Raw genomic sequence first — 23753 nt, forward strand, 5'->3', positions numbered from 1 at the left:
TCAGTCCCGCTCGTACGCCTCGCGGTGGGCGAACGCCGCCCGCAGCTCCGGCCCGCCGACCGCGCGGACGCCCCGGACGGCCACCGAGGTCAGGAAGGACTGGTCGTCGCCCGCGCCGCGGTGCCGGGCCAGCGCGCCCAGCAGCCGCTGCCCGGCCGGGGAGGCCCAGGGGGCGTACGGACCCGCCTCGCCGCGCGCGATGACCAGGCAGCCCAGCGTGAGGGCGAGCGGCAGCGCGAACCACAGGGCGACCAGCGAGCGGGGCGGCTCGGAGCCGCCCGGCGTCAGCAGCGCCGCCGTGCCCAGCGCGAGCACGGCGACGGCGGCGGCCCGCACCTGGCGCACGCCCGCCGCGACGTTCGTCCGCGCCCCGGCGGGCACCGCGAGCCCCGCGCCGACCAGCCGGTCGGCGAGGCCGCGCACGGCGTCGGCGGCCGCCGCGGCGGCGCGCACGGGCGCGATGCGGGACTGGCCCCCGGGCCCGATGGCCCCTATGACGGACCGCTCCATCTCGTCGCGGCCGCGCGGGTCCACGACGGTGGCCCAGCCGGTGTGGGCGAGCAGCAGCCGGCGCTGCCGCGCCATCGCCACCATGGTCAGGTCGGCGACCCGGGCCGGACCGCCGGACAGGAACGCGGCCTCGTAGAGCGTCAGGTCGTGGGCGCGGCCCGCGCCCGCGTCGCGCCGCTCGAGCGCGGCGGCGCGCACGGCGGCCAGGCACAGCCGGGCGCACGCCGCACCCGCGACGGCCCAGGCGAGCACCAGCAGGAGGACCCAGAGCATGCGGTGTTTCTATGCCAGGAACACCCCTCGTGGCCATGCCCTGTTCGCCATGCGGACACGAGGTCGCGGTGGTGTGACGATCCGGTGGGGCTCGCGGGCCGGCCCAGGGGGCGTCCCGCGCCGCTAACGGCGCATCAGCACCCGTCCCATGCGGGCCACGCGCGCCACCCGCGACCGCCGCCGGGGCGCGGGACCCGACCGGTCCAGCCACCACTCCCGCAGCTCCCGCTCGGCACGCCCTTCCGCCAGGCCCCCGCTCAGCAGGGCCCACTCCGCGAAGTCCAGCGCGTCCTGGCGGTAGCCGCCGCGCATCGGACGGGTCTGCGCGTACGACAGGAACGCCGGCCGGTACGCCGTTCCCAGCACCGCCGGGAGCTCCGGCGCCACCTTCGCCACCACCCCCGCCCGCTTGGCCGCCAGGGCCCGCGCCTGGATCCCGAGCCGCGTCCGGTCGAAGCCCTCCGGCACCGGCGTGCCCGCCACCAGCGCGGACAGCAGCGCGGTCTGCGCGAGCGCCACCCGCTCCCGGACCCGCTCTCCGGCCTCCTCGGCCTCCTCGGCCTCCCCGACGGTGCCGGGTGCCTCGGGCGCCTGCCCCGCGGCCGCCCCCCGTACCGCTTCGGCGGCCGTCCCCCGGGGCCCCTCGGCGACCGGCTCCGGACCCCGCGTCCGCGTCCCCGCCCGCACGGCCTCCCGGATGGCCGTCAACTCCCGCTCCAGCTCGCCCGCTCCGGGGAAGTCCTCGTCCCGCTCCAGGAGCACCCCGGGCGGTGTCACGCGGGAGGCGAGGTCGGTCAGGATGTCGAGGACCGGGCGCGGCACCGGGTGGGCGTGGCTGTCGTGCCAGACGCCGTCCTTCTCGACCCCGCCCGCGACGTGGACGTACGCGATGGCCTCCACCGGCAGCTCGGCGAGCGCCTTGGCCGGGTCCTCGCCGCGGTTGACGTGGTTGGTGTGGAGGTTCGCGACGTCGATCAGCAGCCGTACGCCGGTGCGCTCGACCAGCTCGTACAGGAACTGACCCTCCGTCATCTCCTCGCCGGGCCAGGAGATCAGCGCGGCGACGTTCTCCACGGCGAGCGGCACCGGCAGGGCCCGCTGGGCGATGCGGACGTTCTCGCAGAGGACGTCGAGGGCGTCCCGGGTGCGCGGCACCGGCAGCAGGTGGCCGGCCTCCAGCCGCGCCGACGCGGTGAGCGGGCCGCCCGCCCGGACGAACGCGATGTGCTCGGTGACCAGCGGGGCGCCGAGCGCCTCGGCCCGCTCGGCGAGCGCGGCCAGCCGCCCCTCGTCGGGCCGCTCGGCGCCGCCCAGGCCGAGCGAGACGCCGTGCGGCACGACCGTGACCCCGCGCTCGCGCAGCCGCACCAGCGACTCGGGCAGGTGGCCCGGGCAGAGGTTCTCGGCGACCACCTCGACCCAGTCGACGCCGGGCATCCGCTCCACCGCGTCCGCGATCTCCGGCCGCCAGCCGATGCCGGTCCCCAGTCGCACCATGGTCCCCTCCTCCTGCCCTGCCCCCTCCGTGGTGAACGGGGTATGGCCCCGCCGCACGGCGGCGAACCGCCCCGCGGGCACCTTCAGAGGAACATTTGAGGTTGGCGCCGGGGCCGGGCGCCCGCCCGGGGGACCGGACGGCTCGCCTCCGGCGGGCCGGTGCGTTCAGCGCAGGGCCGGGTGGTCGGCCACCACCGTGCAGGAGCCCGGTGCGATTTCCGTGAAGCCGGCGTCCCTGACCAGCGGCAGTCCGCTCCCGGTCAGTTCCTGCCAGCGCTCGGGGGCGGCGGTGCGCACGGCGAGCGGGAAGCCGGCCTCGCGCCAGGCCGTGCGCTCCGGCTCCGGCAGTTCCCACCAGGCCAGTTGCGCCCCGTGCCCGGCCTGGGCCATCGCCTTGCCCGCGGACATCTCCAGGTCGGGGTTGAGCCACAGCACCGGCACCCCGGGGTCCGCCGGGTCCGGTGCCGCGGGGTCGTCGAGGTCGGTCCCGGAGACCTGGAGCCGGGCCAGGTCCTTCGGCCAGCCGTCCAGCGGCACCGGCGGGAACACCCGCACCTCGGCCGACTTCCCCGTCACGGTGATCCCGGACAGGGCCTCGGCCCGCCGCCACTCGGCGCCCCGGGCCCGCCGGACGACCTTGCGGATCCGCGCGTCCTGCCAGTCCCGCACCGCCTCGGCCCACTCGCCGTCCCCGGCGGAGCGCGCGTCGCTCAGGATCACCAGGACGGCCCGCGCGGCGGTCTCCAGGGCGTCGGTGCGGGCGGGGGGCGCCGCCTTCTCGATCCGTACGACCATCGGCAGCACGAACTGCGGGGCGCGGTCACGCTCCTCGGCGGTGTGCCGGAACGGGCCGTCGGCGGGGGTGGGGTAGGCGTCGCTCACAGCGCCCCACCCTAGGTCAGCCCGAGCAGGCGGTGCGCTGTGCCTCCTGCCACTCGCACACCGGGCACAGCGTGACGCCCTTGTACGACTCCGGGTACTCCGTCGGCTCCCGGCACAGCACGCACTCCGCGTACGGCGGACCGTCGGCCTTCGGCGGGCGGGTGGCGTCGATCAGGCAGTACGTCTCGTCGGTGCGGGTGCCGTCCTTCTCCTCGCTCATGACTCCAGCGTAGGACGACCCGGAACCGGCGCGGGACGCGCTCAGCGGCGCGCCCCCGCGGTGCCGATCAGCTCGGAGACCTTCACGAAGCGGTAGCCGCGCCGGCGCAGCTCGGGCACCACCGAGCTGACCACGCGCTCCGTGGTGGGCGCGGCGCTGCGGGTGCAGTGCATGACCACCACGGACCCCGGCCGGACCCCGTCGAGCACCTGCCGGGCCACCGCGTCCGCGTCCGTCGCGAAGGCGTCGCCGCTGACCACGTCCCACTGCACGGCCGTGACGCCGGTGCCGCTGACCGCGCGCAGCGCCCGCTGGTCGTAACAGCCGCCGGGGAAGCGGAAGTACGGCCTTGCGTCGGTGATCCCGGCCGCCCGGAACGCCGTGTACGCCCGCTCCACGTCGGCGCGCATCCGGTCCTCGGGGACGGTCGGCAGGCCGTAGCAGTCGGCGGTGAAGGCGTAGTGGCTGTAGGAGTGGTTGGCGACCTCGAAGAGCGGGTCGTGGCCGAGGGCGCGGGCCTGGTCGGGGTACTGCTCCGCCCACCGGCCGGTCATGAAGACGGTCGACGGCACCTTGAGCGTGCGCAGCGCCCGGATCAGGCCGGGGTTGTCGAAGTGCTCCCCGGCAGCGGCGCGCGGCCCCTGGTCGGCGGTCATGTCGGCGTCGAAGGTGAGCGCGACCGTCCGGCCCGCGGTGCGGGACGCGTGCGCGAACACGGGCGTGAGCCCCGCCGGTCCCGGCGCCAGCGTGGGCGGCCGGGACGGCGCGAGCGGGGCGGGCGGCGCGGCGGAGGCCCGGGCGGGGCGCGGCGCGTGCGGTGCGGGGGCGGCGCCGGGCCCCGGTGCGGTGCCGCAGGCGGCGAGGGTGGCGCCGAGGGCGCAGAGGGCGGTGAGCACCGCGAGACGGCGTACGGAAACGATCACCGCATGACCATACGAGTGTGATCGTCGTACCGGCGTGACCGCCCGGGCGGCCCTCCGCGGGCGTCACCCCCGTGGCTCAGCCGTGCCAGGGACCCGTCACGGCGAACGTGGTGCCGGGGGTGTAGCAGTTGACGAACATCGTGCGCCCGTCGGGGGAGAAGGTGACCCCGGCGAACTCGCCCCACTCCGGCTGCTCGGCGGTGCCGATGTTCTGGGCGTTGCGCGCCATCGCGTAGACCTCACCGCGCCGGGTGACGCCGAAGACGTGCTGGGCGCCGTTGCCGTCCTCGCAGACCATCAGGCCGCCGCTGGGGGCGAGGCAGATGTTGTCGGGGGACTCGCCGGGCAGCTGCACGTCCGTGCCGGGGCCGAAGACCACCACCAGGGTGAGGCGGTGGTGGTCGGGGTCGTAGCGCCAGATCTGGCCGAAGTGGTCCGCGGCCGAGCCGTCGGCACCCCGCGCGAACGACGACACGAAGTACACCGAACGGCCGCCCCAGTAGCAGCCCTCCAGCTTCTGCGCGTGCGTGATGCCGCGCGGCCCGAAGTCCTGGAGGCGCACGGGCGTGCCGAGGGCGAGGGGGTCGGGCACGTCGACCCACTCGACGCGGTCGAAGGTGGTGCCGGTCTCCTGGATGGAGGACAGGTCGGGCACGTCCGGCACGCGCAGGGCCTGGAGCCGTCCGCCGGCCCGCAGCGAACCGAGGCCGCCGAGCGGCTTCTCGGGCAGGAAGCGGTAGAACAGGCCGAACGGCTTCAGGAACGCGTCCTCCGTCTCGTAGACGACGCCCCGGCGCGGGTCGACGGCGATCGCCTCGTGCTGGAAGCGGCCCATCGCGGTCAGCGGGACGGCGCCGGAGCGGTGCGGGTCCGCGCCGTCGACCTCGAAGACGAAGCCGTGGTCCTTGGTGTAGCCGTTGGTGCCGGCCCGGTCCTCGGTCTCCTCGCAGCTCAGCCAGGTGCCCCAGGGCGTGGGCCCGCCCGCGCAGTTGACGGCGGTGCCGGCGAGGGCGACCCGCTCCGACACCACCTCGCCCCGGGCGTCCAGGGCGAGGGCGGTACAGCCGCCCTTGCCGGCGGGGTCGTAGGTCAGGCCGTCGGTCACGGGGACGGGGATCCGGGCGTCGACGCGGTTCTCGTGGTTGCGGACCAGATGGACGCCGCCGCGGCCGTGGCGGCCGGCGAAGGCGGCCATGCCGTCGTGGTGCGAGGGGACCGGGCCCTCGCCGGAGCGCAGCGGGTCGCCCTCGCGGGACAGCACCCGGTAGCGGAATCCTTTCGGCAGGTCGAGCAGGCCGTCCGGGTCGGGGACGAGGGGACCGTAGCCGGTGCGGCCGAGGGGCTGCGCGGCGGCGGTGCCCGCGAAGAGCTCGGCGAGGGCTCCGCCGAACACGATGCCGGCTCCCACGGCACCGGTGCGGGCGAGCAGTTGACGACGGGTCGCGGACATGCGGGGACAACCTTCCTGCTGGCGGACAGGGACGGTGATCCCGTCGTGTCTACCACCCGGTGCGCGCCCCGGGAACCACGCCCGGCGCCCGTGTCACGGCCCGGCGGGTGGTGGGGGAGGCGGCTGCTGCTGGGCCTTCTCCAGGAACCGCAGCAGCTCCACGGGGAAGGGCAGGACCAGGGTGGAGTTCTTCTCGGCGGCCACCGCGACCACCGTCTGGAGCAGCCTGAGCTGCAGGGCGGCCGGCTGGTCCGACATCTCCTTGGCGGCCTCGGAGAGCTTCTTGGACGCCTGGAGCTCGGCGTCGGCGTTGATGATCCGGGCCCGGCGCTCGCGGTCGGCCTCCGCCTGGCGGGCCATGGACCGCTTCATCGACTCCGGCAGCGACACGTCCTTGATCTCGACCCGGTCGATCTGCACGCCCCAGCCGATCGCCGGGCTGTCGATCATCAGCTCCAGGCCCTCGTTGAGCTTCTCCCGGTTGGACAGCAGGTCGTCCAGTTCGCTCTTGCCGATGATGGAGCGCAGCGAGGTCTGGGCCATCTGCGAGACCGCGAAGCGGTAGTCCTCGACGTTGACGATCGCCGCCGCCGCGTCCACGACCCGGAAGTACACCACCGCGTCCACCCGCACGGTGACGTTGTCGCGGGTGATGCCTTCCTGCGCGGGGATCGGCATCGTCACGATCTGCAGGTTGACCTTGCGCAGCCGGTCCACCGCGGGGATCACCGTGGTGAAGCCCGGTGAGCGCACGTCGCCGACGACGCGGCCCAGCCGGAACACCACCCCGCGCTCGTACTGCTTGACCACCCGGGCGCCCGCCACGAGGTACGCGACCCCGCCGACGCCGACCGCGACGGCCGCCGTCACCAGTTCCTGGAGCATGACGACCTCCTTCACCCGAGCCCCGAGGTGGATGTCCGCTCTGCCACGATATGCCCGCCCTCTGGTCCGGGGCCACGCCCCCCTGCCCGGGACCGGACGGCGGGCGCGGCCCCCCTCGCTCAGCCCAGGGCGGTCAGCGCAGGGCGGTCATCCGGACCGGCTCCGTGCCGGCGGCGCTGTGCCGCTCGGCCCAGTTCTCCAGCGCCAGGCGACAGGCGTGGTCGAGGTGGTGCAGGCCGGACAGGTCCAGCTCGACGGGACGGTCCTGCGGCAGGGCCTCCAGGCTGTCGAGGATCCTCGGCAGCCGCAGGAAGGTGGCGTTGCCCGCCAGGTGGGCCCGGATCGGGCCGGCGCCCTTGTCGACGACCTCCAGCTTGACGGCCGAGGCCTCCCAGGCGGTCTTGACCACGGACAGGGCCAGACCGACGAGCACGCCCTCGAACATGTTGACCGCGACGATCGACACCGCCGTGACCACCAGGATCAGCGCCTCACCGCGGTGCCGCCGCCACAGCGTGGCGACGCCGCGGAACGGGATCAGCTTCCAGCCCGCGTGGACCAGGACACCGGCCAGCGCGGGCAGCGGGATCAGCGCCAGCGCGGACGGCAGCAGCGCCGCGAACAGCAGCAGCCACGCGCCGTGCAGGACCCGGGACGCCTTGGTGCGGGCGCCCGCCTGGACGTTGGCGGAGCTGCGCACGATCACCGCCGTCATGGGCAGCGCGCCGAGCACGCCGCACACCGCGTTGCCCGCGCCCTGCGCCATCAGCTCCTTGTCGTACGCGGTGCGCGGACCGGTGTGCAGCCGGTCCACGGCGGCCGCGCTGAACAGGCTCTCCGCGGAGGCGATCAGGGTGAAGGCGAGGATCGTGCCGAGGAGCGCGGGGTCGGCCAGCCCGCCGAAGGCGTCGGCGCCGGGCGGCTGGACGGCGGACAGCAGCCCGTCCACCTCGACCGTCGCGACGGGCAGGCCGAGGGCGAGGACCGCGAGCGTCGCCAGGACGACCGCGGCGAGCGCGCCCGGCACGGCCCGGGCCCGCGCCGGGAGCCTGCGCCACGCCACCATCACCACGACGGTGCCCGCGCCGACCGCCAGCGAGGCGAGTGCCCGGGTGCTGCCCACGGCGTCCACCGCGGCCCCGGGCAGGCCGAGGATCTTGTCGAGGCCGGAGGCGGGGGCCTTCAGCCCGGCCGCCGCGTACAGCTGGCCCGCGATGATGACCAGTCCGATGCCGGCCAGCATGCCCTCGACGACCGAGACGGATATCGCCCGGAACCAGCGCCCCCACTTCAGGGCGCCCATGAGCAGCTGGAGCAGTCCGGTGGCCAGTACGACCACGCCGAGCGCGGGCAGCCCGAAGCGGTCGACCGCCTCGAAGACCAGCACGGTCAGACCGGCGGCCGGCCCGGACACCTGCAGGCTGCTGCCGGGCAGCAGGCCGGTGACCAGGCCGCCCACGATGCCGGTGACCAGGCCGAGCTCGGCCGGTACACCGGAGGCGACGGCGACGCCCACGCACAGCGGGAGCGCGACGAGGAACACGACGAGCGAGGCGGCGAGGTCCTGGCGCAGGTGCGGGAACCTCGGCGGCGGGGAGGCCGCGGGGGTGACGGCGGGCTTCACCGGGCACCCGCGATCGGTGCGGGGAGGGCCAGGGGGCCGGGGCAGGCGGTGAACGGGGCGGCGGGGCACCGGCGTCCGGCGGGGCGGGCGAACTCCTCAGGGCGGTGTCCGGACGGACGGGCAGGGTCGATGAGGGGCTGCATGATGATTCCTCCTGGCGCGCCGTGGGGGGCGCGTCGGACGGGCAGGGCAGGTGGGGAGGGCGCTGTTCCGCGTCCCTCTCAGCAGCGGAAGACCTGCAGGACCGCCGGAGAGCGGCCCGTCGCGGATCTGGACGGGCGCGGGGCCGCCCCGGCCGCGGGGGGCGGGAGCGGGACGGCGTCGTCGTGGGCCGTCCGGGCGCGCTCGGCACCCTGGTGCGCGGGGCCGGCGGCCACGGCCCGCGCGCGGTCGCGGGCGCGCAGGGGAGCGGTGGGCGCCCCGGGCCGGTCGCAGTCGCGGTGGGTGACGCGCTCCTCGCGCGGGGCGGCGGCGGACGGGGCGGTTCCGGCCCCGGCCCGGGCCTCGGTGTGACCGGTGGTGTGCGCGGGTGCGAACGGTGGTGCGGACGTGCCGGACGCGACGAGGGGGAGGGCGAGCAGCAGGGCGGTGAGGAGTGCGGCCGCGATCCGGGCCGTCGCACGTCGGACCATGTGCCCCCCTCCCGCGGTTCCTGCTTCCGGCGCGCACCAAAAAATGGTCAACGGATGGTCAAGAACCACGGTAGCGGCGCCCCGCCCTTTGCAGGGTGAACTCCGTGTTACGCGCTCGACTGCGCCCGAAAAACGAGGGGTCGTGGCGCGATCCGGCCGGGCGCCGGGCCGGGACGGCCGGTCAGGCGGGGGCGGCCAGCCGCTGCCCGTCGCGGGCCAGGGCGGTGAGGCGGGATATGGCGCGGAAGTACTTCTTGCGGTAGCCGCCGTTCAGCATCTCCTCGCTGAACAGCCGGTCGAAGGGCAGCCCGGAGGCCAGCACCGGGACCTCGCGGTCGTAGAGCCGGTCGGCCAGCACCACCAGGCGCAGCGCGGTCGACTGGTCGGGCACCGGGCGGACGTCCGTCAGGCACACCGCCCGCAGGCCGTCGGTCAGCGCGCCGTACCGGCTCGGGTGGACCTTGGCCAGGTGCTCCAGGAGGTGCGCGAAGTCGTCCAGCGAGGCGCCCTCGGTGGCGTGCGCCGCCTTGGTGACGGCCTCGTCGGAGCAGGGCGCCGGCGCCTCGGGCAGCCCGCGGTGGCGGTAGTCCTCGCCGTCGATGCGCAGGGTGCGGAAGTGCGCGGACAGCCCCTGGATCTCGCGCAGGAAGTCGACCGCCGCGAAGCGGCCCTCGCCGAGCTTGCCGGGCAGGGTGTTGGAGGTGGCGGCGAGCGCGACGCCCGCCTCGACCAGCTTGCCGAGCAGCGTGGAGACCAGCACGGTGTCGCCCGGGTCGTCCAGCTCGAACTCGTCGATGCACAGCAGGCGGTGGCCGGAGAGCGTGCGCACGGTCTGCTGGAAGCCCAGCGCGCCCACCAGGTTGGTCAGCTCCACGAACGTGCCGAACGCCTTCAGGGAGGCGTCCGCCGGAGTGGCGTGCCACAGTGAGGCGAGCAGGTGGGTCTTGCCGACGCCGTACCCGCCGTCCAGGTAGACCCCGCGCGGGCCGGCCGGGGCCTTGGGCGCCCGGGAGCGGCCGAAGCCGAACAGGCCCCGCTTGCCCCCGCCGACGGCGTGCGCCCCGCCGAGCCCGCCCGCGAACTCCTCCAGCACCCGCACCGCCTCGCTCTGGCTCGGCCGGCCCGGGTCGGGGACGTACGTCCCGAAGCGCACCGAGTCGAAGCGCGGGGGCGGCACCATCTCGGCGACCAGCCGGTCGGCGGGGACGTGCGGCTCGCGGGCGCACAGGGACAGCGGGGCGGCCCCGGCGCGGGGGCCGAGGTCGGGGGCGGGGGTGGAGGACGACACGGTTCCCCAGCTTAAGGGGCGTGCCAGACTGCCAGGCATGCGACGCCTGTTCCCTGTGACCGACCAGACAGCGCCGACGGCACCCGGCGGGAACGCCGAGGGGGGTGGGGAGACCGCGTCACGCGAGTGGAGCCTCGACGAGATCGCGGACGCCTACGCCTACCCCGAGCCCGCGCCGGGTGAGCCGCGGCCGTACCTGCGCGCCAACATGGTCTCCACGCTCGACGGGGCCGCCCAGCACGAGGGCCGCTCGCACCCCATCTCCCACGCCACCGACATGCGGATCTTCGGGACCCTCAGGGCGCTCGCGGACGTCGTGGTGGTCGGTGCGGAAACGGTCCGTCAGGAGGGCTACCGGCCCGCCCGCGTGCGGGCGGAGTTCGCCGCGCGGCGGGAGGCCGCGGGACAGACGCCCGCGCCCGCGATCGCCGTGGTCACGGCGAGCCTGGACCTCGACTTCTCGCTCCCGCTGTTCACCTCACCGACGGTGCCGACGCTGGTGCTGACCGGCGCCGCGGCCGCGCCGGACCGCGTGGCGGCGGCCGAGAAGGCGGGCGCGCGCGTGGTGACCGCCGGGGACGGCGTCGGGGTGGACCCGGCCCGTGCCGTGCGGGCGCTGGCCGGACTGGGCCACACCCGGCTGCTGACCGAGGGCGGACCCCGGCTGCTGGGCCAGCTGGTGGTCGCCGAGGTGCTGGACGAGCTGTGCCTGACCGTCTCGCCGATGCTCACCGCCGGTGCGGCGCAGCGGATCGCGGGCGGGCCGGCGGTGCCCGTCCCGCACCGGTTCGCGCTGGTCTCCCTGCTGGAGGAGGAGGGATTCCTCTTCAGCAGGTACCGGAGGGCGTGAGGCGGGTATGCGAGGGTCCGCGGCAGGCACCCGGGCCCACCGCACGACACCCGGGGCTCCGAAACGGCGGAATCATCCGCTCCGTTTCGTCCCGGGTGGGCAGACTAGGACGGCATCCCCGTGCGGGCACGGGGAAGGATGGTTTCCGCAGGGCCGCTGCAGGCCCAGGAGAAGGGGCGCTGGTGTTCACAAGCGTGTTGATGATCGAGAAGGCCTTGACGTCCGCCGACGTGGAGTTCGTCACCACCCTGCACGGCGACGAGGCGGTCTCCTTCCACGTGCTGCTCCAGCCGCGCGGCGAGCAGGCCGACCGGCTGCTGCGGGCCATCGACGACGTCGCCCTCGGCGAACTCGACGAAGCCGTGCGGGAGGGGCAGACCCCGGAGGGCGAGGAGGCGCTGAGCGTCGGGGAGCGGGCCCTGGAGGTCTCCCTCACCGCGCTGCGCACCGCGGGCAGCGCGGCCGAGGGCAGACTCGTCGAGGACCACCCGCTGGACGCCCTCAAGAACGTGGTCCAGGAGGTCGGCGCGGACGAGGTGATCGTGCTGACCGACCCGCACTACGTGGAGGAGTTCTTCCACCGCGACTGGGCCTCCCGCGCCCGCCACAAGGTGGGCGTGCCGGTCCTCAAGCTGTTCTCGCACAGCAAGGCGTAGTCACCGCCGCGGGTCGCGGGACCCTTGGACGCGTGGGGACCGCGGTGCCGGTGGCGGGGCCCCGCAGGCAATAGGGTGGGGGCCGCACTCGTCGTACCGCAGCCCCTGGAGATGAACGCATGGCCCCCGGCATCCCCTCCCCCTTCGACCGACCGCACTTCATCGGCATCGGCGGGGCCGGGATGTCCGGGATCGCCAAGATCCTGGCGCAGCGCGGGGCCCGGGTGGCGGGCAGCGACGCCAAGGAGTCGGCCACCGCCGACGCCCTGCGCTCCTTCGGCGCCACCGTGCACATCGGGCACGCCGCCGGGCACCTCGCCGACGACGCGACCTGCGTCGTCGTGTCGTCGGCCATCCGCCAGGACAACCCGGAGCTGGTCCGCGCGGCCGAGCTGGGCATCCCCGTCGTGCACCGCTCCGACGCCCTCGCCGCCCTCATGGCCGGCCGCCGCGCCATCGCCGTCGCCGGCACCCACGGCAAGACCACCACCACCTCGATGCTCGCCGTCTCCCTGTCCGAGCTGGGCCTGGACCCCTCGTACGCGATCGGCGGCGACCTCGACGCCCCCGGCTCCAACGCCCTGCACGGCGACGGGGAGATCTTCGTCGCCGAGGCGGACGAGTCCGACCGCAGCTTCCACACGTACCGCCCCGAGGTCGCGATCGTCCTCAACGTGGAGCTCGACCACCACGCCAACTACGCCTCGATGGACGAGATCTACGAGTCCTTCGAGACCTTCGCCGACAAGATCGTGCCCGGCGGCACCCTCGTGGTCTGCGCCGACCACCCGGGCGCCCGCGAGCTGACCCGCCGGGTCCGCCGCGAGGGCCTGACCGTGGTGACGTACGGCGAGGCCGAGGACGCCGACGTGCGGGTGCGCTCGATCGTCGCGCAGGGCCTCAGGAGCGAGGTCACCGTCGTGCTGGACGGCCGGGAGACCGTCTTCACGGTGTCGGTGCCCGGCCGCCACTACGCCCTCAACGCGGTCGCCGCCCTCACCGCGGGCGTCGCGCTCGGCGTGCCCGCGGCGGACCTCGCGCCCGCGCTGGCCGCCTACACGGGCGTCAAGCGCCGCCTCCAGCTCAAGGGCGAGGCGGCCGGGGTCCAGGTCGTCGACTCCTACGCCCACCACCCCACCGAGATGACGGCCGACCTGGAGGCGATGCGCGCCGCGGCCGCGGACGCCCGCATCCTGGTCCTCTTCCAGCCCCACCTGTTCTCCCGCACCCAGGAGCTCGCCACGGAGATGGGGCAGTCCCTCGCCCTGGCGGACGCCTCCGTGGTCCTCGACATCTACCCGGCGCGCGAGGACCCGATCCCCGGGGTCACCAGCGACCTCATCATCGACGCCGCCCGGAAGGCCGGCGCGGACGTCACGGCCGTCCACGACAAGGACGGGGCGCCCGCGGTGATCGCGGGAATGGCCAAGCCCGGCGATCTCGTTCTCACCATGGGCGCGGGCGACGTCACCGACCTCGGCCCGCGCATCCTGGAACAGCTGTCGAAGTGAGGGGCTGAGGCTCATGTCGTACGACGTCGAGAAGCCGGACGAGCAGTGGCGCGCGGAGCTGGACCCGGCCGAGTACGCCGTGCTCCGGCAGGCGGCGACGGAGCCCGCCTTCACCGGTGAGTACACCGACACCAAGACCCGGGGCGTCTACTCCTGCCGCGCCTGCGGCGCCGAACTGTTCACCTCCACGACCAAGTTCGAGTCGCACTGCGGCTGGCCGTCCTTCTACGACCCCAAGGACACCGACGCCGTGGAGCTGGTCGAGGACCGCTCCCACGGCATGGTCCGCACCGAGGTCCGCTGCGCGCGGTGCGGTTCGCACCTCGGGCACGTCTTCGAGGGCGAGGGCTACCCCACGCCCACCGACCAGCGGTACTGCATCAACAGCATCTCGCTGCGGCTGACCCCCGCCGAGGGCTGAGCCGGCGCACCGGGAGGCGCACGGCGTCCGTCACAGCGCCTCCCGCTGCACCATCGCCGACAGGACCAGCATCCCCGGCGCCAGGAACAGCCAGACCGTCAGGACCCGGTAGCCGAGGACCGTGGCCGTGGCCAGCGACAGCGGCGTCCCGTAGCCGGCCAGGGTGAGCACCAGCGCCGCGTCGACCGGGCCGATGCCGCCCGGCGCCGGGACCGCGCCCGCCGCCGTGGTTGCCGCCAGGTACGCGAACACCAGCTGCGGCCAGGACAGCGGCAGGTCCAGCGCGGTGCCGACCGAGGCCACCACGCTCGCCTGGACCAGCGGTGCCGCGACCGCCCCGCCCCACAGCGGCAGGAACCGGCTCGGACGGGTGTGCAGTTCCCGCACCCCCGTCAGGGCCGTGCGCAGGCAGTCGAGCGCCGGGCCGCGCAGCGGCCGCACCACCGCGAGGACCAGCGTGGCCGCCGCAGGGGCCAGCAGCACGCCCGCCACCGCCACCAGCAGCGTCCGCCCGTCGGGCAGCAGCGCCCCGGGGCGCACCGCGCTCGGCGCGGCCAGCAGGAAGACCAGCACCACCGGCGTCTTGGCGATCGCCCGCACCAGCGAGTACAGGGCCAGCGACGCGCTCGCGCGAGGCAGCGGGACACCCTGCTTCTGCAGGAACCGCAGCGTCACCGCGTGCGCCCCGAGGCTCGCCGGGAGGACGTGGTTGGCGGCGCCCGCGGCGAACTGCGAGGCGACCAGCAGGCCCGGCGGCAGACGCTCGGGGACGGCGCCCTGCCGGATGCACGCGGCGACCACGCAGCCGAGGAAGGTGAAGCCCGCCCCGGCCAGCAGCCACCACGGGTCGGCGCCGGCGAGGCGGGTGACCCCGTCGTACACGGCCTGCCGGTCGACGGCCGCCCAGACGCCGAGGAGCAGCAGCGGCAGCAGGGTCATCGCGTGGCGGGCGTGCCGGGCGGCGGACGGGGGCAGCGGGCCCGGACGGCGGAAGGGCAGGCCGGGCAGCGGCGGGGCGGGGAGCGCGCAGGGCGGGCCCGTGGCGGGGAGCGCGGTGGCGAGAGCCGGCGCGGGGACCGCGGCGGCGGGCGGCGGGGCGGTGGCGTCGTCGAGCGGCAGCAGGGACACGGCGCACGTCGTCCTTTCGCGCCACGACCGTGCCGGGCGGGCCGGCCGGGGCGGCGGATCGGCGGGGCCTCGGGGGCCCTCTGCGGGGAGGGGACGGGGGAGGCGTTCCCCTCCGGCGTGACGGTGCGGTGTCCGGGAACGGACGCACTGCGGGCGGAGGGGCGACTGCGGTGCGGTCGGGGGCGGAGGACGTCGGGGGAGTTCTGCCCCGCGCGAGCGGTGGTCATCCCGAGGGCGCCCGCGCGCCCGGGGTCGGTGCGGCGGCAGGGCCCGGTTCAGCGCGGCGGCGGGGCCCGGGGTCAGCGCAGCGGCAGGGTGAGGACGAAGGCCGTCGCGTCCGGCTCGTCGGCGAGGGCGAGGGTGCCGCCGTGCGCCTCAGCCAGGGAGCGGGCCACGGACAGGCCCAGGCCGCTGCCGCCGCGGTCGCGGCTGCGGGCCTTGTCGACGCGGAAGAAGCGGTCGAACACCCGGGACCGGTCGGCGGCCGGGATGCCGGGGCCCCGGTCGGCGACCCGGACCAGCGCCCTGCCGTCGGCGACGGACACCGCCACCGACACCGGCGTGCCCGGCGGGGTGTGCACGGCGGCGTTGGTCAGCAGGTTGTCCAGCACCTGGCGCACGCGCTGCGGGTCCAGCCGCAGCGGCAGGCTCGCCGGGCCCGGCGCCACCGTCAGCGCACGGCCCGGGTGGCTCGCCCGGAACGCGTCCGCCGCCTGCCCCACCAGCTCCACCAGGTCCGCGTCCCGCGGGCGCAGCGGTGCCTCCACCTCCGCCGCGTCCAGCCGGGCGAGCAGCAGCAGGTCGTCCAGCAGGACGCCCATCCGGGCCGCCTCGGCGCGCAGCCGGGCCAGGTGGCGTTCGCGTTCGGCGGGCTCGTTGGCCGCCGCGTACTGGAAGAGGTCGGCGTAGCCGCGCACCGACATCAGCGGCGTGCGCAGTTCGTGCGAGGCGTCCGCGACGAACCGGCGCAGCCGCTGCTCGGCCTCCGCGCGCACCGCCAGCGAGTCGTCGATGTGCTCCAGCATGGTGTTGAACGCCGTGCGCAGCTCCTCCACCTCCGGGGCGCCGCCCGGCCGGTCCGCGCGCAGCGGCAGCCGTGCCTCGGACTCGGTGAGGTCGTGCGAGGCGATGCCGTGCGCGGTGTGCGCCATGTCGCTCAGCGGTTTCAGACCCCGCCGCAGCAGCGCCCGGCCGCACACCACCAGGGCCAGCAGCGCGAGCCCGAAGGCGACGACCTGGACGGCGACCAGCCGGCGCACCGTGTCCTGGAGGCCGTCCATCGGCGCGGCGCTCACCAGCACCACCCCGGGCTCCACCTCGCAGGCGCGCAACCGGTACGTCCCGCCCCCGGCGAGGTCGGCGGTGCGCAGCACCTCCGTGCCGGCGGCGGTCTGCGCCCCGGCCAGCGCGGTGAGGGGTGCCACGTCCCGGGGCAGGTCGGTGGCCTCCTCCGGGGTGCGCAGCGCGGGCCTCCCGGCCGCGCCCACGTCGTAGACGGCGTAGTACCAGCGGTAGTACTTCTTGCCCTGGAGCGTGCCGTGCTCCGCGATGCTCTTGGACTGCCCGAGCTGGGCGAGCCGCAGCTGGTCGTCGAGCTGCGCCGCGAGGTAGCCGCGCATGGACGTCGTCAGGGCCGTGCCCACCACCGCGAACACCACCAGCGACAGCGCCCCGAGGCCGAGCGCGAGCCGGGTGCCGAGCCGCAGCCCGCGGTACGCCCGCCGCAGCCGGGAGATCACCGCGGGGCCTGCCGCACCACGTACCCGAAGCCGCGCACGGTGTGGATGAGCGGCGCGCCCGTCGCGTCCAGCTTGCGGCGCAGCCGGCTGACGACCAGCTCCACCACGTTGGACCGGCCGCCGAAGCCGTACTCCCAGACGTGGTCGAGGATCTGCGCCTTGGTGAGCACGGCCGGGGACCTGCGCATCAGGTAGCGCAGCACCTCGTACTCGGTCGGGGTGAGCGTCAGCAGGGCGTCGCCGCGACGCACCTCGCGGGTGTCCTCGTCCATCGTCAGGTCGGCCACGCGCAGCACCGACCGCGGGGAACCGGGCCCCGCGGCCCGGCGCAGCACCGTGCGCAGCCGGGCCATCAGCTCCTCCACCGCGAACGGCTTCACCAGGTAGTCGTCCCCGCCCCGGGTCAGCCCCGCCACCCGGTCGGCGACGCCGTCCCGCGCGGTCAGGAACACCACCGGCACCATCGTCCCGGAACGGCGCAGCCGGTCCAGCACCCCGAAGCCGTCCAGGTCGGGCAGCATCAGGTCGAGCACCACGATGTCCGGCCGGAACGCGGCCGCGCGGCTCAGCGCCTCCTCGCCCGAGTGCGCCGTGACCGCGTCCCAGCCCTCGTACCGGGCGACCGTGGCCACCAGGTCGGCGATCGGCGGGTCGTCGTCCACGACGAGCAGTCGTACCTTCTCCACCCGCCCATACTGCGGTACCCCCGTGCCCCGGTCGGCCCCCCGTCCGGCCCCGGGCCCGGATCGATATGCTCTTGAAAGTTGTACGACAGGAAATCGACAGCGACGGTCGGCCAGGCTCGGTGTTCCGAGGACCCGATCACGGGATTCCCGTCGCAGGGTTCCCGATCAAGGAGTTTCCGTCCGTGACGACCGTCCAGTCACCCCCCACGCCCGCCACGGCCGTCCGTCCCCGCGTCGTGGCCCGCACCGGTCTGTACGCCCTGCTCGCCGCGAACGTCGCCGCCGTGACCTTCTTCGCCGCCGACGCCGGCCTCGGCTCCGGCGCGCTCGTCGTCCTCGGCCGGTTCGCCGGTCTGTACGGCGCCCTGCTCATGGCCTTCCAGCTGCTGCTGGTGGCCCGGCTGCCCTGGCTCGACCGCCGCATCGGCATGGACCGGCTGACCCGGTGGCACCGCTGGACCGGCTTCGGCCTGCTGTGGACCCTGGTCGGCCACGTCGTGTTCATCACCTGCGGCTACGCCGGCCTGGCCGGCTCCACGGACCCGGTGGGGCAGCTCGTCGACCTGGCCGAGACCGCGGAGGGCGTGCTGCGGGCCGTCGTCGCGCTCGGGCTCGTCCTGGTCCTCGGGGCCGTCTCCGCCCGCTGGGCCCGCCGCCGGCTCGCCTACGAGACCTGGCACTTCATCCACCTCTACGCCTACGTCGCCGTCGTCCTCGCCTTCACCCACCAGATCGCCCTCGGCACCACCTTCACCGCGTCGTCCGCCGCGACGGCCTACTGGTACACCGTGTGGGGCGCCGCCCTCGGCGCGGTCCTGTTCGGCCGCCTCGGCCTGCCGCTGTGGCGCAACCTGCGCCACCGGCTGCGCGTGGAGGCCGTCGTCCCCGAGTCGGACGACGTGGTCTCCGTGTACGTCACCGGCCGCGACCTGGACCGACTGCCCGCGCGGGCCGGACAGTTCTTCCTGTGGCGGTTCCTCACCCGCGACCGCTGGTGGCAGGCCAACCCGTTCTCCCTGTCGGCCGCCCCCGACGGCACGCGGCTGCGCCTGACCGTCAAGGCCGCGGGCGACGGCTCCGCCGCGCTGCGTCATCTCCGGCCCGGCACCCGGGTGTTCGCCGAGGGCCCCTACGGCGCCTTCACCGCCCTGCACCGCACCCGGCCCGACGCCGTGCTCATCGCGGGCGGCGTCGGCGTCACGCCCGTCCGCGCGCTGCTGGAGGAACTGCACGGCCACGCCGTGGTGATCCACCGGGTCACCGCCGAGCGCGACGCCGTGCTCCACGGCGAACTGCGCGACCTGGCCCATGCCAAGGGCGCCGACGTGCACCTGGTCACCGGGCCCCCGGTGCCGGACCGGCTGTCCGCACGCGACCTGTCGGGCCTGGTGCCGGACATCGCCGAACGCGACGTCTACCTGTGCGGACCGCCGCCGATGATGCGGGCCGTGCTCGCCACTCTGCGCGAACTGGGCGTCCCCCAGCGGCAAATCCACTTCGAGCGCTTCAGCCTGGCGGGCTGACCGGGTCCGGGACCCGACGACGTACCACCGGAAGGAAGCGGAGGAACACCGTGAAGCGAGCACTTCCCGTCCTGGTCCTGTCGGCCGCCGCGCTGGTGCCCCTGTGGCGCTACGAGCCGTCCACGGGCGCCGCGTCCAGCGGCGCCGGGGCGGCGGCCCCGGCCGGCACCCCCACGGCCGCCGCCTCCCCGGGCGCCGCGTCGACCGTCGTCGCGGGCTCCACCGTGCCCACCGAGAAGGGCGACGTGCAGGTGCAGGTCACCTTCGAGGGCGGCCGGATCACCGCCGTCACCATGCTCCGGGCACCGGACCACCCGCAGACCGCGGACGCCGTGCCGAAGCTCGTCGCGGAGACGCTCCGGGCCCAGAGCGCCGCCATCGACACGGTGTCCGGGGCCACGATCACCAGCGACGGCTACAAGGAGTCGCTCCAGGCCGCCCTCGACGCACGGGGCACCTGACGTGCGCCGCGTCGAACACGTCATGGGCTTCCCGGTGTCGCTGCGCGTCGACGACCCGGACGTCCCGGCCGACGCGGCGGACGCCGTCTTCGCGTGGCTGCGCCAAGTCGACCGGCGGTTCAGCCCGTTCCGCGAGGACAGCGAGGTGTCCCGGTACGGGCGGGGCGAGCTGCCGGGCGGCGCCCTCAGCGCGGACCTGGCCGAAGTGCTCGCCCTGGGCGAGGAGTTCCGCCGCGCCACCGGCGGCGCCTTCGACGTACGGCTGCCCGGCCGGGGCCTGGACCCGTGCGCCGTGGTCAAGGGGTGGTCGGTGCAGCGGGCCGCCGAGCTGCTGACCGGCGCCGGACTGCGCCGGTTCTGCCTCAACGCCGGGGGAGACGTGGCCGTCTCCGGCGGGCCGTGGCGGGTCGGCGTACGGCACCCCGGGCACGCCGACCGGCTGTGCGCCGTGCTGGAGGTGAGCCACGGGGGCGTCGCGACCTCGGCTCGCTACGAGCGCGGCGACCACATCCTCGACGGGCGCACCGGGCGGCCCGCGACCGGCCTGGACAGCCTGACCGTCGTCGCGCCGACGCTCACCGAGGCGGACGCGGTCGCGACGGCCGCCTTCGCGCTGGGCGAGGAGGGCGTCGCCTGGGCGGCCGCGCGGGAGGGGTGCGAGGTGTTCGCCGTCCTGCCCGGGGGCCGGGTGCTGCGCACGCCCGGGCTGCCGGTGGCGGCCTGAGGCAGCCGGTGCCGGCGCCCGTCTCACCAGGACGGTCCGGCCGGTGAGACGCACACACGCCGGTCGCACAGGCGTCCGGATCTCGCCCCCCTCGCGGTCTAGACTCTCCCCGCAACGGCCCGTCCGCACATGGCGCAAGCGGGCACCTACGTGCCAGACCCGAAGGGTGTTCGGCGTTTTGATACGGATAGATTCAGTCACCAAGCGGTATCCGGACGGCACGGTTGCGGTCGACCGGCTCTCCCTGGACATACCCGACCGGTCCATCACCGTCCTCGTCGGCCCCTCCGGATGCGGCAAGACGACCACCCTGCGGATGATCAACCGGATGGTCGAGCCGACCGAGGGCACGATCCTCCTCGACGGCAAGGACGTGACGCAGCAGCCGGTCAACACCCTGCGCCGCTCGATGGGTTACGTCATCCAGAACGCCGGGCTCTTCCAGCACCGCACCATCCTCGACAACATCGCCACCGTGCCCCGCCTGCTCGGCTGGGGCAAGGACCGGGCGCGCGGACGGGCCCGGGAGCTGATGGAGCGGGTCGGCCTCGACGCCGCCCTCGCCAAGCGCTACCCCTACCAGCTCTCCGGCGGCCAGCAGCAGCGCGTCGGCGTGGCCCGCGCCCTCGCCGCCGACCCGCCCGTCCTGCTGATGGACGAGCCGTTCTCCGCCGTCGACCCGGTGGTCCGCAAGGGGCTCCAGGACGAACTCCTGCGCATCCAGGCCGAGCTGGGCAAGACCATCGTCTTCGTCACGCACGACATCGACGAGGCCGTCAAGCTCGGCACCATGGTGGCGGTCCTGCGCACCGGCGGCCGGCTCGCCCAGTACGCCCCGCCCGCCGAACTGCTGTCGGCGCCCGCCGACGCGTTCGTGGAGGACTTCCTCGGCGCCGACCGCGGCATCCGCCGGCTCTCCTTCTTCCCGGCCACCGACCTCGCGCTGCTCACCACGCCGATCGTGGCCGTCGACGCCACCGCCGAGCAGATCGCCGCCCGCGCCACGGGCGAGACCCCCTACCTGCTGGTCACCGGGCTCGACGGCAGGCCGCTCGGCTGGAGCGCACCGCACGAGCTGACCGCCGGGAGCATCGATCCCGGCCGACTGCTGTCCCACGGGCGGCCGTTCGTGCCCGGCACCGACTCGCTGCGTGCCGCGCTCGACTGCGCCGTGCTGTCGCCCACCGGCTGGGCGGTCGCCGTCGGCGCCGACGGCCGGGTCACCGGCGTGGTCTCCCAGCAGACCATCGCCGAGGCCATCCGCGGGGCCCACGCGGCCGTCCCCGCCGACGCCCCCGCGGCCGCGCCCCCCAGCCTCTCCAAGGGCGGCCCCTCGGACGCGAAGGTCGCCGGATGAGCGGCTTCTTCGACATCCCCAGCGACCTCCAGCACAGCTGGCTCGGACTGGTCGGGCTGCACCTGCGCGAGGCCCTGCTGCCCGTGCTCGCCGGACTGGTGGTCTCGCTGCCGCTGGCCCAGCTGTGCGTGCGCCTGCGCTGGCTGTACCCGCCGGTGCTGTGGGTGACGACCGTGCTCTACGCGATCCCGTCGCTGGCGTTCTTCGTGCTGCTCATCGACTACACCGGCCAGACCGAGCTCACGGTGATGATCCCGCTCACCGTCTACAGCCTGGTCGTGCTGGTCCCGGCGATCGTCGACGGCGTGCGCTCGGTGCCCCAGGAGACGCTCGCCGCCGCCACCGCCATGGGCTTCGGACCCGTCCGCCGCTACTTCCAGGTCCAGTTGCCGATCGCGGTGCCGGCCGTCATCGCCGGGCTGCGGGTGGCGACCGTGTCCAGCATCAGCCTGGTCTCCGTCGGCGCGCTCATCGGCAACCAGGGCGCGCTCGGCAACCTCATCAACGACGCCAACATCTACAACCGGCCCGAGCTCGCGGTGAACGCCGTGCTCAGCATGGCCGCCCTGGCGATCCTCGCCGACGTCCTGCTGGTCGCCGTACGCCTGCTGCTGACCCCGTGGATGCCGCGCGCGGGACGCCGCAAGCAGCCGGCGGACGTGCCCGACCCGGCCACCGCAGCCCTGGAGGACGCAGTCCGGTGAACCTGCTTCACTTCATCAACGCCTTCTTCGGCGACGGCGCCCACTGGCACGGCTACAACGGCATCCCCACCCGGGTAGGGGAGCACGTCGGCTACACCCTGGAGGCGCTCGCCATCGCCGCCCTCATCGCCCTCCCGGTCGGCCTGGTCACCGGTCACTACGGGCGCGGCGGCAACGTGCTCGCCATGATCGCGGTCGCCGGGCGGGCGCTGCCCACCTTCGGCCTGCTGGTGCTGATGACCCTGCTGGTGGGCTTCGGCATGGTGAACGTGATGACCCCGCTGGTCGTCCTCGCCGTCCCGCCGATCCTGGTCACCACCTACGAGGCGATGCGCTCCGTGGACCCCTCGCCGGTGGACGCGGCCCGCGGCATGGGCATGAGCGAGGCCGGGGTGCTCTTCCAGGTCGAACTGCCCGCGGCGCTCCCGCTGATCCTCGGCGGCCTGCGCTCGGGCGCCATCCAGATCGTCTCCACGGCCACCATCGCCGCGTACGTCAGCCTCGGCGGCCTCGGCCGCTACATCGTCGACGGCCTCTACCAGCGCGACTACGAGAAGGTCGTGGGCGGCGCCACGCTGGTCGCCGGGCTCGCCCTCGTCACGCTGGCCGTCTTCTGGGCGCTGGGCCGCTTCGCGGTCTCGCGCGGGGTGCGGCAGCGCGCGTAGGACGCGCACGGCGCACGAACGGTCCGGCCGCCCGCGGGCGACCGGACCGTACGCGTTCCGGTGGTGCTCGTGCTGACGGCTCGTCAGTTCTCGGCGCGGTGCAGGGCCTGTTCCAGGACGACCAGCAACGCGTCGCGCACGGAGCCGCGTTCGCGGGCGTCGAAGACCAGCAGCGGGACGCCGTCCGCGACGTCGAGCGCCCAGCGGACCTCGTCCAGGTCGTGCTCCACCTTCCCGTCGAAGGCGTTGACCGCGACGGCGAACGGGATCTGCTTGTGCTCGAAGTAGTCGACGGCCGCGTAGCAGTCGTCCAGCCGCCGGGTGTCGACGATGACCAGCCCGCCGACGGCGCCCTCGACGATGTCGTCCCACATGAAGCCGAACCGTTCCTGCCCCGGCGTGCCGAACAGGTACAGCTTCAGCGTCGGGTCGATGGTGAGGCACCCGAAGTCCATCGCCACCGTGGTCGTCGTCTTGCTCGGCGTGTGGGACAGGTCGTCGACGCCGGCCGCCACCTCGGTGATGGCCGCCTCGGTGGTCAGCGGCTCGATCTCGGATATGGAGCCGACGGCGGTGGTCTTGCCCACGCCGAAGCCGCCCGCGACGACCAGTTTCACCGGCAGCGGCGGCCGTACCGCCGCCTGCGCGGCCGGGGCCCCGGCGGTGCTCGGGTCAGTCGGTCTCACGGAGTACCCCTCGGGAGTCGGGGACGGCCCGCAGGCCGTCGATAACCCTGCGCAGGACGGAGGCGTCGTGCGTGACGCCCGAGTCGGGCACGTGCACCGTCAAGTGCCCCTCGGCGCGCAGGTCCTCGGCGAGGACCCGCACCACGTTCAGGTGCAGCCGCAGCCGGGACGCGATCTCCGCGAGGGACTGCGGGACCCGGCAGGCGGCGACGATGTCGTGCTGCTCGAAGGAGAGCCGGCCGAGCGCCTCGAGCCCGGCGGCGGTGGCCACCACCTGGGTCTCCACGGGCATCGGCCGGTCGGTCGTGGCCCGGCCGGCGCCCGCCACCCGGCCGGCGGTGACCAGGAAGGGCCGTACGGCGGGGACGGGGCCGACCGGGGTGGCGCCGTCCCCGTCGGCGCCGCGCGGTGTGCGGCCTTCCGCCATCGGTGGTCCTCTTCCTGTTGCTCGGGGAGCC

The 23753-nt window shown here is 75.1% G+C and carries 25 protein-coding genes; 10 read left to right on the top strand and 15 right to left on the bottom strand.

The window, feature by feature from the left end; genetic code table 11:
• The 10 genes from AQJ30_RS05605 to zapE form a co-directional block, all read right to left on the bottom strand.
• The gene (locus AQJ30_RS05605; protein ID WP_067229364.1) at window positions 1-783 is read right to left on the bottom strand and encodes a TIGR04222 domain-containing membrane protein; all 783 of its coding nucleotides are present in this window, start codon (window positions 781-783) and stop codon (window positions 1-3) included.
• A gap of 123 nt (window positions 784-906) precedes the next feature.
• Entirely contained in the window at window positions 907-2280 is a 1374-nt protein-coding gene (locus AQJ30_RS05610; RefSeq protein WP_067229367.1) for an MbnB/TglH/ChrH family RiPP precursor modification enzyme, read from the bottom strand.
• A gap of 165 nt (window positions 2281-2445) precedes the next feature.
• Window positions 2446-3162, bottom strand: a complete 717-nt coding sequence (locus tag AQJ30_RS05615; protein WP_067229369.1) for a peptidyl-tRNA hydrolase — start codon at window positions 3160-3162, stop codon at window positions 2446-2448.
• Window positions 3163-3178: 16 nt separating this feature from the next.
• The gene (locus AQJ30_RS05620) at window positions 3179-3382 is read right to left on the bottom strand and encodes a hypothetical protein (protein WP_067229371.1); all 204 of its coding nucleotides are present in this window, start codon (window positions 3380-3382) and stop codon (window positions 3179-3181) included.
• A 41-nt stretch (window positions 3383-3423) separates the two neighbouring features.
• Entirely contained in the window at window positions 3424-4305 is an 882-nt protein-coding gene (locus AQJ30_RS05625; protein ID WP_067229373.1) for a polysaccharide deacetylase family protein, read from the bottom strand.
• A 76-nt stretch (window positions 4306-4381) separates the two neighbouring features.
• Window positions 4382-5755 carry an alkaline phosphatase PhoX gene (locus tag AQJ30_RS05630; RefSeq protein ID WP_067229376.1) on the bottom strand — a complete coding sequence of 458 codons (1374 nt, stop codon included), beginning with the start codon at window positions 5753-5755 and terminating at the stop codon, window positions 4382-4384.
• Between the two features lie 93 nt (window positions 5756-5848).
• A complete protein-coding gene (locus AQJ30_RS05635) occupies window positions 5849-6640 on the bottom strand; it encodes a slipin family protein (RefSeq protein WP_067229379.1) in 792 nt (263 codons plus the stop codon).
• 133 nt (window positions 6641-6773) lie between these two features.
• The gene (locus AQJ30_RS05640; protein ID WP_067229381.1) at window positions 6774-8264 is read right to left on the bottom strand and encodes a SulP family inorganic anion transporter; all 1491 of its coding nucleotides are present in this window, start codon (window positions 8262-8264) and stop codon (window positions 6774-6776) included.
• Between the two features lie 221 nt (window positions 8265-8485).
• The gene (locus AQJ30_RS05645; RefSeq protein WP_067229384.1) at window positions 8486-8896 is read right to left on the bottom strand and encodes a hypothetical protein; all 411 of its coding nucleotides are present in this window, start codon (window positions 8894-8896) and stop codon (window positions 8486-8488) included.
• 181 nt (window positions 8897-9077) lie between these two features.
• Window positions 9078-10184 carry a cell division protein ZapE gene (zapE, locus tag AQJ30_RS05650; protein ID WP_067229387.1) on the bottom strand — a complete coding sequence of 369 codons (1107 nt, stop codon included), beginning with the start codon at window positions 10182-10184 and terminating at the stop codon, window positions 9078-9080.
• A 37-nt stretch (window positions 10185-10221) separates the two neighbouring features.
• On the opposite strand from zapE, the gene AQJ30_RS05655 reads away from it, so the two are divergent.
• The 4 genes from AQJ30_RS05655 (at window position 10222) to msrB (ending at window position 13622) form a co-directional block, all read left to right on the top strand.
• Window positions 10222-11034: a pyrimidine reductase family protein gene (locus AQJ30_RS05655; RefSeq protein ID WP_067229390.1), complete on the top strand. Its 813-nt coding sequence runs from the start codon at window positions 10222-10224 to the stop codon at window positions 11032-11034.
• A gap of 182 nt (window positions 11035-11216) precedes the next feature.
• A complete protein-coding gene (locus AQJ30_RS05660) occupies window positions 11217-11690 on the top strand; it encodes an indole-3-glycerol phosphate synthase (RefSeq protein ID WP_211278931.1) in 474 nt (157 codons plus the stop codon).
• Between the two features lie 119 nt (window positions 11691-11809).
• Window positions 11810-13201 (top strand): UDP-N-acetylmuramate--L-alanine ligase, encoded by a 1392-nt coding sequence (gene murC / locus AQJ30_RS05665; protein ID WP_067229396.1) that lies wholly within the window; start codon window positions 11810-11812, stop codon window positions 13199-13201.
• A 13-nt stretch (window positions 13202-13214) separates the two neighbouring features.
• Window positions 13215-13622, top strand: a complete 408-nt coding sequence (msrB, locus tag AQJ30_RS05670) for a peptide-methionine (R)-S-oxide reductase MsrB (RefSeq protein WP_067229399.1) — start codon at window positions 13215-13217, stop codon at window positions 13620-13622.
• Between the two features lie 30 nt (window positions 13623-13652).
• Here msrB and AQJ30_RS05675 read toward each other — a convergent pair whose 3' ends face one another.
• The 3 genes from AQJ30_RS05675 to AQJ30_RS05685 form a co-directional block, all read right to left on the bottom strand.
• Window positions 13653-14750, bottom strand: coding sequence for a lysylphosphatidylglycerol synthase transmembrane domain-containing protein (locus AQJ30_RS05675; protein WP_067229401.1), 1098 nt, complete (start codon window positions 14748-14750; stop codon window positions 13653-13655).
• Between the two features lie 299 nt (window positions 14751-15049).
• The gene (locus AQJ30_RS05680; protein WP_067229406.1) at window positions 15050-16489 is read right to left on the bottom strand and encodes a sensor histidine kinase; all 1440 of its coding nucleotides are present in this window, start codon (window positions 16487-16489) and stop codon (window positions 15050-15052) included.
• Entirely contained in the window at window positions 16486-17175 is a 690-nt protein-coding gene (locus AQJ30_RS05685; protein WP_067229408.1) for a response regulator transcription factor, read from the bottom strand. The genes AQJ30_RS05680 and AQJ30_RS05685 overlap by 4 nt, the downstream gene beginning before the upstream one ends.
• Before the next feature lie 182 nt (window positions 17176-17357).
• Here AQJ30_RS05685 and AQJ30_RS05690 point away from each other — a divergent pair, with 182 nt between their 5' ends.
• The 6 genes from AQJ30_RS05690 to AQJ30_RS05715 all read left to right on the top strand — a co-directional run bounded on the left by AQJ30_RS05690 (window position 17358) and on the right by AQJ30_RS05715 (window position 22609).
• A complete protein-coding gene (locus AQJ30_RS05690) occupies window positions 17358-18698 on the top strand; it encodes a ferredoxin reductase family protein (protein WP_067229411.1) in 1341 nt (446 codons plus the stop codon).
• 50 nt (window positions 18699-18748) lie between these two features.
• A complete protein-coding gene (locus AQJ30_RS05695; protein WP_067229414.1) occupies window positions 18749-19159 on the top strand; it encodes an FMN-binding protein in 411 nt (136 codons plus the stop codon).
• 1 nt (window position 19160) lies between these two features.
• On the top strand, window positions 19161-19883 hold the full coding sequence (locus tag AQJ30_RS05700; protein ID WP_067229417.1) for an FAD:protein FMN transferase: 723 nt from the start codon (window positions 19161-19163) through the stop codon (window positions 19881-19883).
• A 178-nt stretch (window positions 19884-20061) separates the two neighbouring features.
• Window positions 20062-21240: an ABC transporter ATP-binding protein gene (locus AQJ30_RS05705; RefSeq protein ID WP_067229420.1), complete on the top strand. Its 1179-nt coding sequence runs from the start codon at window positions 20062-20064 to the stop codon at window positions 21238-21240.
• Complete coding sequence (locus AQJ30_RS05710; protein WP_067229423.1) at window positions 21237-21944, top strand: ABC transporter permease; 708 nt, start codon at window positions 21237-21239, stop codon at window positions 21942-21944. The genes AQJ30_RS05705 and AQJ30_RS05710 overlap by 4 nt, the downstream gene beginning before the upstream one ends.
• Window positions 21941-22609: an ABC transporter permease gene (locus tag AQJ30_RS05715; RefSeq protein ID WP_067229425.1), complete on the top strand. Its 669-nt coding sequence runs from the start codon at window positions 21941-21943 to the stop codon at window positions 22607-22609. The genes AQJ30_RS05710 and AQJ30_RS05715 overlap by 4 nt, the downstream gene beginning before the upstream one ends.
• An 83-nt stretch (window positions 22610-22692) precedes the next feature.
• On the opposite strand, the gene AQJ30_RS05720 is transcribed toward AQJ30_RS05715, so the two are convergent.
• Complete coding sequence (locus tag AQJ30_RS05720; RefSeq protein ID WP_067229428.1) at window positions 22693-23295, bottom strand: GTP-binding protein; 603 nt, start codon at window positions 23293-23295, stop codon at window positions 22693-22695.
• Window positions 23282-23722, bottom strand: coding sequence for a DUF742 domain-containing protein (locus AQJ30_RS05725; protein ID WP_067229431.1), 441 nt, complete (start codon window positions 23720-23722; stop codon window positions 23282-23284). The genes AQJ30_RS05720 and AQJ30_RS05725 overlap by 14 nt, the downstream gene beginning before the upstream one ends.
• Between the last annotated feature and the right edge of the window lie 31 nt (window positions 23723-23753).

The organism is Streptomyces longwoodensis, assembly GCF_001514125.1.
Classification (GTDB): Bacteria; Actinomycetota; Actinomycetes; order Streptomycetales; family Streptomycetaceae; genus Streptomyces; species Streptomyces longwoodensis.

What these genes read in the sequence shown, in the direction of transcription:
- AQJ30_RS05605 (WP_067229364.1), bottom strand. Translation starts at nt 783, where the DNA reads ATGCTCTGGGTCCTCCTGCTGGTGCTCGCCTGGGCCGTCGCGGGTGCG.
- AQJ30_RS05610 (WP_067229367.1), bottom strand. Translation starts at nt 2,280, where the DNA reads ATGGTGCGACTGGGGACCGGCATCGGCTGGCGGCCGGAGATCGCGGAC.
- AQJ30_RS05620 (WP_067229371.1), bottom strand. Translation starts at nt 3,382, where the DNA reads ATGAGCGAGGAGAAGGACGGCACCCGCACCGACGAGACGTACTGCCTG.
- AQJ30_RS05630 (WP_067229376.1), bottom strand. Translation starts at nt 5,755, where the DNA reads ATGTCCGCGACCCGTCGTCAACTGCTCGCCCGCACCGGTGCCGTGGGA.
- AQJ30_RS05635 (WP_067229379.1), bottom strand. Translation starts at nt 6,640, where the DNA reads ATGCTCCAGGAACTGGTGACGGCGGCCGTCGCGGTCGGCGTCGGCGGG.
- AQJ30_RS05645 (WP_067229384.1), bottom strand. Translation starts at nt 8,896, where the DNA reads ATGGTCCGACGTGCGACGGCCCGGATCGCGGCCGCACTCCTCACCGCC.
- AQJ30_RS05655 (WP_067229390.1), top strand. Translation starts at nt 10,222, where the DNA reads ATGCGACGCCTGTTCCCTGTGACCGACCAGACAGCGCCGACGGCACCC.
- murC (WP_067229396.1), top strand. Translation starts at nt 11,810, where the DNA reads ATGGCCCCCGGCATCCCCTCCCCCTTCGACCGACCGCACTTCATCGGC.
- msrB (WP_067229399.1), top strand. Translation starts at nt 13,215, where the DNA reads ATGTCGTACGACGTCGAGAAGCCGGACGAGCAGTGGCGCGCGGAGCTG.
- AQJ30_RS05710 (WP_067229423.1), top strand. Translation starts at nt 21,237, where the DNA reads ATGAGCGGCTTCTTCGACATCCCCAGCGACCTCCAGCACAGCTGGCTC.
- AQJ30_RS05725 (WP_067229431.1), bottom strand. Translation starts at nt 23,722, where the DNA reads ATGGCGGAAGGCCGCACACCGCGCGGCGCCGACGGGGACGGCGCCACC.